Below are 13,239 nucleotides of genomic sequence, written 5' to 3' on the forward strand. Positions count from 1 at the left end.
AGGCGCTGCGCTACTACCGCGGCCTGGGCATACGGATTACTCGCATCATGACCGACAATGGCGTCTGCTACCGATCCAAGCGCTTCCGGCGTTTGGTGCGCAGGCTTGGCTTGCGTCATCTGTGGACCAAACCCTACACACCGCGCACCAACGGCAAGGCCGAGCGATTCATCCAGACCAGCTTGCGCGAGTGGGCGTATGCCTGCAGCTATGACACTTCAGAGCAACGGGCCGCCCACCTGCTACCTTGGCTTCATCATTACAACTGGCACCGACCTCACGCCAGCCTAGGCTACCTACCACCCATCAGTCGCGCGCCACTTCCACTGAACAACGTACTGGGTTTACACACCTAGCGGGCAGCGAGTGAACGCGGCTTATCCTGGCCATGATCACGCTTCATATGCCTGGCCAGCCCGGATGCGTTAGAATCCGCAGCCTATTTTCATCTGCCCAGCCGACTCTCAGGGGATTGCCATGTTCAGCCGTGATTTGACCATTGCCAAGTACGACGCCGAGCTCTTCGAAGCCATGCAGCAAGAAGCCCTGCGCCAGGAAGAGCACATCGAGCTGATCGCCTCGGAAAACTACACCAGCCCGGCCGTCATGGAAGCCCAGGGCTCGGTGCTGACCAACAAGTACGCCGAAGGCTACCCGGGCAAGCGCTACTACGGTGGCTGCGAGTACGTCGACGTGGTCGAGCAGCTTGCAATAGACAGAGCCAAGGAGCTGTTCGGCGCCGACTACGCCAACGTCCAGCCCCACGCCGGCTCCCAGGCCAACGCTGCCGTCTACCTGGCCCTGCTCAGCGCCGGCGACACCATCCTCGGCATGAGCCTGGCCCACGGCGGCCACCTGACCCACGGCGCCAGCGTGTCTTCCTCGGGCAAGCTGTACAACGCCGTTCAGTACGGCATCGACGGCAACGGCCTGATCGACTACGACGAAGTCGAGCGCCTGGCTACCCTGCACAAGCCGAAGATGATCGTCGCCGGCTTCTCCGCCTATTCTCAGGTTCTGGACTTCCCGCGCTTCCGCGCCATCGCCGACAAGGTAGGTGCCTACCTGTTCGTCGACATGGCCCACGTGGCCGGCCTGGTCGCCGCTGGGGTGTACCCCAACCCGGTGCCGTTCGCCGACGTGGTGACCACCACCACCCACAAGACCCTGCGCGGCCCGCGCGGCGGCCTGATCCTCGCCAAGGCCAACGCCGACATCGAGAAGAAGCTCAACTCCGCCGTATTCCCGGGCGCCCAGGGCGGCCCGCTGGAGCACGTCATCGCCGCCAAGGCGATCTGCTTCAAGGAAGCGCTGCAGCCCGAGTTCAAGACCTACCAGCAGCAGGTCGTGAAAAACGCCCAGGCCATGGCCGGCGTATTCATCGAGCGTGGCTTCGACGTCGTTTCCGGCGGCACCCAGAACCACCTGTTCCTGCTCTCGCTGATCAAGCAGGAAATCTCCGGCAAGGACGCCGATGCCGCGCTGGGCAAGGCCTTCATCACCGTCAACAAGAACTCGGTGCCGAATGACCCACGCTCCCCGTTCGTGACTTCCGGCCTGCGCTTCGGTACCCCGGCGGTCACCACCCGTGGCTTCAAGGAGGCCGAGTGCAAGGAACTGGCGGGCTGGATCTGCGACATCCTGGCCGACCTGAACAACGAAGCGGTGATCGACGCCGTCCGTGAGAAGGTCAAGGCCATCTGCGCCAAACTGCCGGTTTACGGCAAGTAAGCGGCAGCGCTGCAAACGAAAGAGCCCGGCCGATGCCGGGCTTTTTCATGCCGGTGAAAAAACAAGGCCCCTAGGATGCCTGCCACCTCACCGCTGAAAGCAAACGCCACACACGAAAAAGCCGCGCACTGCGCGGCTTTTTCGGTAGCGAACCTGCTCGGTTTCCCGAACAGGCTGACGGGGCACTCGTGATCAACGCGATGCAGCGGCCGGTGCGGCAGTAGCGGTGGCCGTGCACGGAGCGCTGGCACCGAGGCCGGCGGTCATGCTTTCGACGTTGTTGAGCACGTCATTGCCCTGGTTGACCTTCTGCGCCTTCTCCGCAGCCTGCATGCGCTGGGCGTAGGTGGTTGAGTCACCCTGGAAGCTCTGCTGGGTTTCCAGCACGGAGTTGGCGATGCTCAGCAGGCTGCGGCCGGTGGAGATCAAGTTGTCGGAGGTGCTCGGCGTGCACGGTGCGGCGCCACCGGCCACCTGCGAGCTGTGCAGGCCCTGGCTTTGCGTGTTCTGCGGCAGGCACCCTGCCAGGGTGACCAGCACGGGTGCAATGAGTAGAGCCCCAAGCGTTCCTTTGGTAGCCATTCGATGCGTCCCTCTATCTGTCAGTCTGTCAGTGGACTCCGACTCATTGCCGAAGCGATGCCCGCGATTTTAGAAAGGGTATATGAGCAGCGGAATAGTACGGGTGTGCTAAAGGCACTTTGCGGACTTATTGTTGTCTTGCGTGTGCAAATGCCGGCGGCCTATGGTGGGCGGATATCCGACTCGAATGGCCTGCAGGGAATCCCCATGTCCGTAACCACCTCCCCGGCGTACGACGTCGAGCATGCTCAGGCGGTCGTGCGCCTGATCATCTCGCCAATCGCCATCAGCTACGCACTGGTGCTCTACTACCTCGCCATGATCGAGGCGGAGGTGGCCTGGGATATCTTCCTCTACGAAGCGACCTACTGTGCCGCCGCCCTGGCGCTCTGGTTCGACATTCGCCGCCGCCCCGGCAGCTACCCGCTGCGACGGGTGCTCACCATGCTGATCGACTACACCACCATCACCTTGGTCATTTCAGCGGGCGGCGCCCCCATGCTGCCGATCTACGCCGTTCTGCTCTGGGTGACGGTCGGCTACGGGTTGCGTTACAGGGCGGGTTACCTGCTGCTGGCAACCATCATGGCCACGCTCTCGCTGCTGATAATCACCGTCACGTCGGCCTACTGGCAGTCGCAGCCCTACCTGATCTTCACCCTGGTGCTCACCACCCTGATGGTGCCGGCCTACATACACTCCCTGCTCAAGCGCTCACGCCGGGCGACCGAGGCCGAGCAGGCTGCCAACCTGGCCAAGTCGCAGTTCCTGGCGCAGGCCAGTCACGATCTGCGTCAGCCCATTCACTCCATCAGCCTGTTCACCGCCTGCCTGCGCGACAGCAGCCTGGACAGCGAGCAGAAGCGTCTGGTAGAGAACATCGACAAATCGCTGAACAGCGTTGCCCGCCTGTTCCGCTCGATTCTCGACATCTACTCGCTGGACAGTGGCAAGGTGGTCCCGCAGATGGAAGCCCTGCCACTGCACAACCTGCTGCAGCAACTGGTCCAGCAGAATACCGAAGCGGCTCGCTGGGCCGGGGTGGCTATCCGCCTGCGCTGCCCGCCGATATACGTGTACGCCGATCAAGGGCTACTGACCACCATGCTGCAGAACCTGCTCTCCAACGCCCTGAAGTACGCCCCGGGGCAGCCCATGCTGATCGGCTGCCGAAGCAGGAGCACGGGCGTGTCCATCGAGCTTTACGACAAGGGCCGAGGCATCGCCGAAGCGCACCTCGATAACATCTTCGAAGAGTTCTACCGGGTGCGTCAGGCCCGCGACAGCGATGTCGAGGGTATGGGCCTGGGGCTGACCATCGTCAGGCGGCTGGCCACTCTGATGGACCTGCGTATTCGCATCCGCTCCGTGGAGGGCCACGGCACCCTCGCGGCAATCGATGGCCTGCAGCGGGTGACGCCGCCGGTCGAGCGCGCAGCGCCGGCACAGGGCGGCAACCAGGCGCCACGCATGCTGGATGGGCTGCGAGTGTGCCTGATCGAGGACGATCAGAACGTGCTGCTGGCCACCGCCACCCTGCTGAAGAAGTGGGGCTGCGAAGTCGCCACCTTCACCTCGCTGCCCGACGTATCGCCGGACTTCGATCTGGTGGTCACCGACTTCGACCTCGGGCGCGAAGCCTCCGGGGCCGACTGCATCAAGCATGTCCGCGCACTCAGCGGCCGCAACGTCCCGGCGATCATCATGACCGGGCACGACGTGCGCCGTGTGCAGGAACAGCTGGGCGACGACAACATTCCGATCCTGTCCAAGCCCGTGCAGCCCGCCGAACTGCGCTCGCTGCTGGTGGCACTCAAACTCGCATCGCGGGCCGCCTGACGCTCAGCGCAAGCCCGCCTGCGCTGCCTTGGCGGCTGCGGCGGCACGGCTGCCGACATCCATCGTGCGCAGCAGGGACGAGACATGGATACGAACGGTAAAGGGAGAGATGTCCAACTGGCGGGCGATCTCCTTGTTCGACAGGCCGCGCACCAGTAGCCGCAGCACGTCCTGCTGGCGGGGCGTCAGTTGCTCGAGCAAGTGCCTGCCCTCGGTAAAGGCCGGCACCCCGGCCGGGCCCAGGCTGAGGACGAAATCCCCCGCCCGCACGGCCAGTAGCCCGGCGGCAATTTCGTCGGGCGGCGTCGCCTTGCCGATGAACCCATCGGCACCAGCGGCCATCACCTCGTCGATCAGCTCGCGGTTGTCGACCATCGATACGATCACGATGGAGCTGCGCTGGAACCGCTGGCGCAACGCACCAATGGCCTGCGGGGACTGCCCCGGAAACAGCAGATCGAGCATGAACAGACTGGGCGGCGCGCCGGCGCCGGCCAGGGCGAGCACCTCGTCCATGTCGCCGGCCTCGAGCATGCAAGCGTGGGGGAACACGCGTTGCGCGATGCGGCTAAGGCCTTCGCGAAAGACCGGGTGATCATCGGCGACGATAATGCGGTCTTGCGGGGAGCGATCGATCATAAGGATATTTTCATTATGGGCTCAGACTACAGTCATATCCGTGGAGGCGCCACGACCTGGTTCTCAGTCTGGGCCGGATGGGGCCGGCACATCGCTCCCTGCAGATGGCGGCCAAGCGACATAGACCCCCGGATGCGTTGAAAAGATCCTGGAACGGAGGCAGGTTTGCCTGTTTCTTCCGCCGAGCGGCCTGCTGCCCATCTGCAGAACGTCATGCAGTGAACCGCCACGGGCCCAAGCTCTACAGCCAAGCAGGGATGTGATCGACAGGATCAAAGAGGATGGCTGGTTCGAGGACGGCAGCACTGCGCGGTGAACGCGCTCGCGCATCACCCGCCAGAAACGCAAAAGCCGCGCAATGCGCGGCTTTCAAGGTGGTGGGCCCACACGGACTCGAACCGTGGACCAAAGGATTATGAGTTGCCTGGAAACGCTGCAAGCCTAGTGAAACCGTGAGTAGGTTAGCGTAGGTACAGTTAGCTGGAAGTAGCGTGGTTACTGGTGTTGAGCGTAATTATGCGGAATCGGTAAAAACTTAGTACTGTACCGCCATTGTACTGATGAGAACCATTTGGCTGTACCTAATGCCTAGGGTGTGGCCATTTCTAATGGTTGCTTTTCTCTTCCACTGACTACCGGATCATGCTCCAGAGAGGCCCTGATATTGCTCAGTAGTGTTGCTGCGATTATCGGAGAGACGCTGTTGCCAATCATCCTGCAGCTATGCCACACGGTTGGATGGAAAATGAAATCATCAGGGAATCCTTGAAGCCTTGCGCACTCGCGAGGAGTGATCACACGATTCTCTAACGGATGTAACGGCCTCACTGCTTGGTAGGAGCCACGATCACTACCAGTCCCTGCCCTCAAGGTAGGGCATAGGCCATCCCAAGCAAGCCGTTTATATTTTCCTACAGGATCGACGCCTCCTTGCGGGACTGACTGAAATCGCTCGACTGTCTCGGCCCGATGCTCGGTTAGTTGGTGGCTTGTAAAGACCCCTGACTCTGCGCGCAGCTTCTGAGCGTAAGCAGAAGCCTTGCGGGCGCCGTATTTCCAAAGATTAGGGTTTCCCCGAACGGTTGTTGAAGTAGCCAAATCCCCGATCGCGTCATGAACGTTGACCCTCAGAGCATCTGATTGGGTCAGGCTCTCTAAGCTGGGAACCCGCATTCTCTGTTTATCGAAACCAAACACAAAAACGCGGCGGCGCTTGGTAGGAGCGCCAAAGTCAGATGCATCTAAAACAACAGGGCCAACTATTTGCCATTTCCCTCTCAGGGACGCGATGGCCTCCTCAAGAACGTGCCTGTTAGCTGGGAAAACCAATCCAGGCACGTTTTCCATCATGAAAAATGCAGGCTTTACAGTCGCCACAATTCGGAAGAACTCGCCCAGCAGCGAGCGCCTGGGGTCGTCTGCTAAGCCCCTCCCCATCCCGCTAAAAGCCTGGCAGGGAGGGCCCCCAATCACCCCATCAACACCACGAGGTAGAAGGGCTTTAAGTCTGTCGCTTGTCAGCGTCGTGACGTCAGCATTGAGGAAAGGAATCGCCGGGAAATTCAGTCCGAATGAGCTGGAGAGAATGGGGTCGATGTCAACCGCAAGCTCCGTGGTGAATCCAGCTTGTTTGGAGCCAAGGGTGAGGCCACCACACCCGCTGAAGAGGTCTAAAAGGGTCAGCATAGAGAAATTCCGTTATGGCGATCAAACGGTACTCCAATGGAGCTGGCTTGTCGATCGGGCGCGGAATCCTATCAGCTGATTGGGCAAAGCACACCCCCTAGGGGCTAGCCGGCACAACCTAAATCACTACCCTCGAATACCAAGGGTACATTCTGTAGAACGAAATGAAGTTACTCATTTCATCCCGCGCCGATTGATCATCCTTGCCGACGTAATAATTTAGATCTTCGAAAATTTCGTCCGCAGTCGCACCGGGCAGCATGGACTCCACATGCACACGCTCTTTAAGAGAAAGCACGGGAACACTGATAGATTTAGGGGCTTGAATACAGTCGTTATAAAATGGCCAACTGCGCAACCTCGTTTTGTCGAAGAACTGATCTCGCTCTTCAGCATTTAAAAGAACACAACAAAGCGTCAGCATTTGTTGTCCGTCGGTGTAAGCAAAAGAAACAAGCGGCTCCAGTACTAAACTTGAGTCACCTGCAAGCCCGTGCTTTGCCGCGTTAATTAAGGCCTTGAGAAGAAGTGCTGGATAATTCTTTGTATTAACGTCGCTAGGATTTATATGTGCCGGGGCGTATTCCCCCAGTCGGGCTCGGGCTGTTTCTGCTCTGCGATTCAATATTTCGGCCTTAGCATCGGCATGCCCTAATGAAACCGGGGTTGCGTTAACCGTAACTTTAAATATATCACCATGACTCAGCTTCTCTACAAGCTGCTGAAGTTCGGCAAGCTGTATACTAATCTGCGGAGTTGCATAGTCAAACCAGACTATCAGATTGTCTGCAGCGTCGAAGTCAAAGGAATTCAAGAAGTCCGAGCTGCTCTCTTTTCGCAGCGCAATACACGAGGACGGCTTGTTAAACTTCTGCCTTGAGAATACGTTCCCATCCATCTCTAAGGAAATCATGTTAGAGATCCTAAGAGATGAGTGCAGGTGCTTAAAATCCTCTAGGAATGGCCCGCCAAAGCCGATATATTGGAAGTCCGATACATTAAAATATCTTCCAACTCGTGTAAGCAGGTCAATAAAAAGGTTTCTCTCGATAGCCTTGTTCTGGCGAAGATGATAAGGGATGTTACCTCCGGCGCTCATCCTTTTATCCTCTTCAGTGCCTCGTCAAAGCAGATGCCTCCGATCTCGCCTGGTGCATAATCCGGATCATCAAAGTAATGCTCTCCGAGTGTCCTTATGTCGGAAAGTGGCCGTGAGAAGCGCATGAATCTAAATTCATCGTTCTTTTCAGGAGTCGGCAAGACGGGCTTAAATTTGTTCCCCTTGATTGTGCTTTTACGGTCTTGGGACCATTTGTCAGCAGGAACCATGGCAACGATGCTCTTGGCCGTTGATGCCAAGGCAGGAGTGGCAAGTTCGGGCCTGTCCGCAGAGGGTACTTTCCACTTATTTGTATAACTGGTAAAAAGTTTCATTCCTTCGCGCATAAACTCTTTTACTGACAAATAAAGTTCAGAGTTTCCGTCGATCCCCCGCTTAGTCGTTGTAACTGGCAGACGAGCGGCATCATTTGATTTAAAGCTTACAACTCCGGCTATTGAGACGAATTGGGTGTGGTATTGAGGAACTCCCGCCTCTCCCCACCCAGTCACCCTGGTTTTGTCTGCATAGAGGACGACTCGATCATTGCATATGATCGTCCATCCTGCTTGCTCTGTGGATGGACGCCCTAACAAGGACTCTTCTTGTTCCTCGTCAGTTGGTAAATTTCGATAGAAGCCTACGGCCATCTCAATAGATACGCCGTTCACTTCCCCCGTATATACGTAGGGCGCGATGCCTGCGCCTGTATTAAATGCCTCCTGACTTAGGATGAACGAGGAGCCTGTTGGCAGAACTCTTTTTCCATTAACGAAGACATTAAATCCTTTGAGAATAATGTTCCCGTAGTATGCGGAAATGGATTTAATTAGGTCATTTTCAAAAGCGGTTGCATCTGAGAAGAGGCGAGAAACGCCAGAGTACAGATCGGTTACTGAAACACTTACTCCTGTCTGCTCGTCTTTACGCTCTATTTCTTCCAGGGGAAGCTCCCAGTTATTGTCGTCGTCTATCCAGTCTGGCGATATCGAGACTGTATATGAGCTTTCCTCTGTAAAAGATGAAACTACTGCTTGGCGGCCCATTTTAAAAATGGCGCGCTTCATGCCTATACCGTAAACACCGACAGTCGGAATATCTGAGTCTGTTTCTTTATCAGGGCGACCCAGGCGAAAGGCTCTATCGAGTGCAACTCCCTTTGGGATGCCGCCACAATTGTCAGTTATTTTGAACTCTTCTTTATTGAAGGTTATATGTGCTGTGTGGCCTTCGTAAGGGAGAGGATCGTCGAGGTGATCCTTTTTCTCACGCATAACACCATCAATACAGTTATCAAGCAAATCAAGTAATGAGTCTTTCAACTCAATATCTCGGGTCAGCATCTCAACGAAAAAGCGTTTTGCTGGGAATGCTTTTACTTGGACTATCTCGATCATAAAATCCCTTTATGCATAATAAATCGATAGGGCTGTGCAGATCATGGCATACCACTTGGGCCATCGTATACGCTGGTGATCGTCATTCCGTACGGCAATTGGGGCAGACCACGACTTTCTATTCTTACATTCATTTCAAAAACTCTGCATCGTTCGGCATTTGGGAAACGCCGAGCAGCCCCAGAATTGCTGTCCCGCTTTCGGATCTGATTTCACTGTTCGTAACAGCAGCGCGCTGCTGCATTTCGGGCATTGTCGCTCGGCTGTCGGGTCACTACGCCGCTTAAGGTTTTGCACATGCTCGCGGTGCGTGGCAAGCGTCGGCGCACGGCGGCCGGATTGCAGTGCGTGCAGCATGGCCTCGACTTCAGCCTCGCTGAATACGGGTTGCTGGAATGACTTGATATAGCGGATAAGCCAATGCCCTGGGTCACGTTGACCGGCATTTCGGTTTTGAAGCTGCTGCCGCCAACGAAGGTGATGACCGAGTGCAGGTGCTCGGGGGGGACGCCAAGGGTGGCTTCCAGAGCTTTGAGGTGCTTGTAGTTCTGCCGCAGCGGGCTCTGGAATTTGAAGGTGCGTTTATAGAGCTTCTGCGTACATTGTGCCTGCTTCTCGCTGCCGAATATCAAGCCGCTCATGTTCTTCGTTTCCAGCGCGAAGATGCCGTAGATCGACAGAAAGACGTGATCGATCTGCGTCGTGCCATCGGGCGTATTCAGGGTGACGTTATGCAGGCGGCGGTAGGTGTGCTCATCCAACTGTCTGTGAGCGAAGAATCGGACGATCAGTTCGCCGATATGGCCCTTGGCCCTAGGCGACTTGATCAGCGCGATCAGAAATACGGCTGGGATAAACCAGATCAGCATGCCCAATACCTGGGCAATAACAGGGGTGAAGTCCATTTCTCGACCTTTCGGAGAATCCTGCGTTGGCTGGATAGTACCGAAATTTAGCGTAATGGCACGATAGTATTAAAAGGTAGCTGTATCAGTCAGCGATGATCTGATAGCGAGTACTACGGCCACCGCCAGGCAGGCGGACAATGCAGCCCTTATCCAGTAGAACACTCAAGTGCCGCGTTGCTGTGGCTTTGGATACCTTAGCAACAGATTGATATTGAGCCGCGCTGATGCCATCTCCAAAGCCGCACTCGCCACCGTCGAGCAGCCGGTTCAGCACCTTGATTTGTTCAGCAGACAGAGCCTGTCCTCGATGCGCCTGCCAGAAGCGGGCTTTGGCCAGCACTCTGTCGATACGCGCCAAGGCCTGCTCCAGGCTCTTCAGCAGCGTGCCCAGGAACCAGTGCAGCCATGCAGTGATATCCAGGCCACCTTTCTGGCTGGCCTCAAGGACGCGGTAGTAGCCTGCGCGGTCGTCCAGGATACTCGCTGACATGGCGTAGAAGCGGATGGCCTGTTGCTCACTTTGTGCCAGGGCCATATCGGTGATGGCCCGCGTGAGACGGCCGTTGCCATCGTCGAACGGGTGCAAGGTGACGAACCAGAAATGGGCGATCCCTGCACGCAGTAATGGATCAAGACTCACATCACTGCGACTGCTTTCGAACCAGGCTAGGAACTCCGCCAGGTGCTGATCCAGTCCTTCCCGTGGCGGTGCTTCGAAATGAACGGTTGGTCGATCAAGCCGGCCAGAAACGACCTGCATCGGCTCCTCACCACGCAGCTCACCAATGTGTAGGGGGCGAGCCGATAGACTCTCATCGACAGGAAACAACCAACGATGCCAGTTGAGAAGGCGTGGTAGATCTAACGATGACTGACATTCCTGCGTGGCATCAATCAACAGCTCCGCCAACCCTTCCGAACGGGGTGTCGTGCGACCATCCTCACTCAAGCCCAGGCGTCTTGCCAGCGAGGAGCGCACTGACCCGACGTTAAGTTGTTCGCCTTCGATAGCGGACGACGTGACGATATTCTGCAGCATGGCATCCAGGCTGCTCTGCGCCTCTGTATCACTTCCAGCAGCACCCAGCATGCCTAACAGCCGGCCTTGGGCGTGGGTGCATGCACGTAGCAGCGGAGCGAGCTGTGCAGCTTGCCAGGTGAAGTGTGGCCATTCAGGCTGTTGCCAGGTCCAGTAAGGGGGAGTCATCAAGAATGCTCATGCATGAGTCGATTAGCCAACCTATTCGGCTCATATTTTGAGCTGATAGTCCCCGATATTCGGCTCAATGTCTAATTATCAGGATGAGCCATTCGATCAGAGAGGCGCCCAATACATGGCCACCTGGGAGATTTCGTCATGACGAAAATCTCCTCTGCGTCAACGCTGATGCCTAGCGCCATCATTTTCTCTAAGCCATATCAATACCCTGATAGTGAGTTCTGAAGAACTGGGCTAAGTAGAGCTGTATGACGCTCCACCGGTGGTTAGCTGCTACGCTTCGGCTGAGCAAAAACATGACGGTGCTGGCCAGCAGATACCTAACGGTGACCAAAAAATTTTCAGGCCGTAGAAAAAGAAAAAGCCAGCCCGAAGGCTAGCTTAATTCTTTGATTTACATGGTGGGCCCACACGGACTCGAACCGTGGACCAAAGGATTATGAGTCCTCTGCTCTAACCAACTGAGCTATAGGCCCTCAGAGGCCGGCGGATTATACCGATGCACCTGGCCGAGCGCCAATCCGATGCGCAGGGGGTCTGCTGACATCGCAGTCACAGTGTGCAGCGCTTCCAATCCCGGGAATAAATGTAGGGGTCGCCTGCACAGCCGCGCCGGCACGTGCGGCGCCAGGTCGTGCACGCAGAGTCATGTCTCGCCGGCAGGCAGAGTCAAGTCACCCCGGGCGCCGCTCCTTATGCTGGATAGGTGATCGCCATCGGCGAACCATCCACCTGCCCAGTACAGGAGCCGCTCGTGACAACCTCTCAGATCGCGACCCTCGCCAGCGTCGAGGACTTCCTTGCACGCCCGCACGCCTCGTTCATCGATGGCGAACAGCGCCAGACCAGCACGGGCACCGTCCGGGGTATCTTCGACCCAGCCACCAACCGAGTGATCAGCCGCACCCGGCAGGCCGATGCCCACCAGGTGGAGCGCATCGTGCGCAGCGCCCGGCAGGCCTTCGAAACCGGGGTCTGGAGCGGCCCAGCGCGAGCGTATCCTGCTGCGCTTCGCCGGTCTGGTCGAGGCCCAAGATGAACAGCTGGCGCAACTGGAAACCCTCGACCAGGGCTAGTCGATCCACCTGGCACGCGCCGTGGAAGTCGGCGCCTCGCTCAACTACATGCGCTACATGGCGGGCTGGGCGACCAAGATCGAGGGCCAGACCCTCGACGTGTCGATCCCGGTGCCCGCCGGGGCATGCTTGAACGCCTACACGCGCCGCGAGCCGGTCGGGGGTGATTGCCTGCATCGTGCCATGGAACCTCCCGATGATGATCGCCCTGTGGAAAATCATGCCGGCCCTGGCCTGCGGCAACACCATCATCATCAAGCCCGCCGACGAGACGCCGCTGACCGCCCAGGTTGCCGCCCTGAAGATCGGCGCCGACATGGATCCCGACGTGCAGATCAATGCCCTGGTCTCGCGCAAGCAGCAGGACAGCGCGCTGCGCTACCTGGACATCGCCCGCCGCGAAGGCGCGCAGTTCACCACCGGCGGCGAGCCCGACCTGCCGGGGTACTTCGTGCGACCCACGGTGCTCGGCAACCTGCAGCAGCACATGACGGCGGTCCAGGAAGAGCTCTTCGGGCCGGTGCCTGCGGTACTGCCGTTCGATGTCGAGCAGGCACCGGGCATGGTCAACGACAGCTGCTACGGCCTCACCGCCAGCCTCTGGAGCAATGACCTGGGCCGCGTGGTGGAACTGATCCCGCGGATCGAAACCGGCACCGTGTGGGTCAACAACCACGTGCCGTCGACCCCAACCTGCCCTTCGGTGGCTATAAGCAGTCGGGTATGGGCCGGGAATTCGGCCGCGCGGCCATCGAAGGCTTCACCGCAACCAAATCGGTGTGCATCACCTACTGAGGCCGGTGCCATTGGCCAGGGCCACCCGGCCGTGGCATCGACAGGCGCCTTGGCGGCCTGTCCGCGAAGGGCTCCGGCCGTGCCCGTCGACGCGGCGACGACAGGCCAGCAGGCAAACTGACCATTCATAATTCCGGCACAGCCCTCTATCATGGCGAGAATCAGCACGTCCATTCCCTGCTGCCTATCCCGCCGTGTGCGCCCATCGTGCAGGTGATAGGCACACGACATCGCCTAAGCCGGGCCTGAGAACTTGACGAGTCAGCCT

9 protein-coding genes, 1 tRNA gene and 2 pseudogenes are annotated in these 13,239 nt (G+C 58.0%); 4 read left to right on the top strand and 8 right to left on the bottom strand.

Features of this window, described 5'->3' with window-relative positions; genetic code table 11:
* Together BLR94_RS12005 and glyA are read left to right on the top strand one after the other, a co-directional pair.
* The coding region (locus BLR94_RS12005; protein WP_139207443.1) for an integrase core domain-containing protein at positions 1 to 356 on the top strand (356 nt) is incomplete at its 5' end.
* Positions 357 to 477: 121 nt separating this feature from the next.
* The gene (gene glyA / locus BLR94_RS12010; protein WP_084304988.1) at positions 478 to 1,731 is read left to right on the top strand and encodes a serine hydroxymethyltransferase; all 1,254 of its coding nucleotides are present in this window, start codon (positions 478 to 480) and stop codon (positions 1,729 to 1,731) included.
* 192 nt (positions 1,732 to 1,923) lie between these two features.
* On the opposite strand, the gene BLR94_RS12015 is transcribed toward glyA, so the two are convergent.
* Positions 1,924 to 2,313, bottom strand: coding sequence for a hypothetical protein (locus tag BLR94_RS12015; protein WP_084304990.1), 390 nt, complete (start codon positions 2,311 to 2,313; stop codon positions 1,924 to 1,926).
* A gap of 207 nt (positions 2,314 to 2,520) precedes the next feature.
* On the opposite strand from BLR94_RS12015, the gene BLR94_RS12020 reads away from it, so the two are divergent.
* Complete coding sequence (locus BLR94_RS12020) at positions 2,521 to 4,152, top strand: hybrid sensor histidine kinase/response regulator (RefSeq protein WP_084304992.1); 1,632 nt, start codon at positions 2,521 to 2,523, stop codon at positions 4,150 to 4,152.
* 3 nt (positions 4,153 to 4,155) lie between these two features.
* Here BLR94_RS12020 and BLR94_RS12025 read toward each other — a convergent pair whose 3' ends face one another.
* The 7 genes and pseudogenes from BLR94_RS12025 to BLR94_RS12055 all read right to left on the bottom strand — a co-directional run bounded on the left by BLR94_RS12025 (position 4,156) and on the right by BLR94_RS12055 (position 11,576).
* Positions 4,156 to 4,791, bottom strand: coding sequence for a LuxR C-terminal-related transcriptional regulator (locus BLR94_RS12025; RefSeq protein WP_084304994.1), 636 nt, complete (start codon positions 4,789 to 4,791; stop codon positions 4,156 to 4,158).
* Positions 4,792 to 5,379: 588 nt separating this feature from the next.
* Positions 5,380 to 6,477 (bottom strand): DNA cytosine methyltransferase, encoded by a 1,098-nt coding sequence (locus BLR94_RS12030; protein ID WP_084304996.1) that lies wholly within the window; start codon positions 6,475 to 6,477, stop codon positions 5,380 to 5,382.
* A 118-nt stretch (positions 6,478 to 6,595) separates the two neighbouring features.
* Positions 6,596 to 7,576 (bottom strand): O-methyltransferase, encoded by a 981-nt coding sequence (locus BLR94_RS12035; protein ID WP_084304998.1) that lies wholly within the window; start codon positions 7,574 to 7,576, stop codon positions 6,596 to 6,598.
* The gene (locus tag BLR94_RS12040; RefSeq protein ID WP_084304999.1) at positions 7,573 to 8,973 is read right to left on the bottom strand and encodes an ATP-binding protein; all 1,401 of its coding nucleotides are present in this window, start codon (positions 8,971 to 8,973) and stop codon (positions 7,573 to 7,575) included. Before BLR94_RS12040 ends, BLR94_RS12035 begins: the two co-directional genes overlap by 4 nt.
* A gap of 135 nt (positions 8,974 to 9,108) precedes the next feature.
* Positions 9,109 to 9,878, bottom strand: a pseudogene (locus tag BLR94_RS12045) (nuclease-related domain-containing protein).
* A gap of 85 nt (positions 9,879 to 9,963) precedes the next feature.
* Positions 9,964 to 11,088, bottom strand: coding sequence for a Fic family protein (locus tag BLR94_RS12050; RefSeq protein ID WP_084305001.1), 1,125 nt, complete (start codon positions 11,086 to 11,088; stop codon positions 9,964 to 9,966).
* 411 nt (positions 11,089 to 11,499) lie between these two features.
* Positions 11,500 to 11,576, bottom strand: a tRNA-Ile gene (locus tag BLR94_RS12055).
* 278 nt (positions 11,577 to 11,854) lie between these two features.
* Between BLR94_RS12055 and BLR94_RS12060 the strand changes: the two are divergent.
* A pseudogene (locus BLR94_RS12060) lies at positions 11,855 to 12,971 on the top strand (aldehyde dehydrogenase family protein).
* Positions 12,972 to 13,239 lie beyond the last annotated feature (268 nt).

This window comes from Phytopseudomonas flavescens (genome assembly GCF_900100535.1).
GTDB lineage: Bacteria > Pseudomonadota > Gammaproteobacteria > Pseudomonadales > Pseudomonadaceae > Aquipseudomonas > Aquipseudomonas flavescens.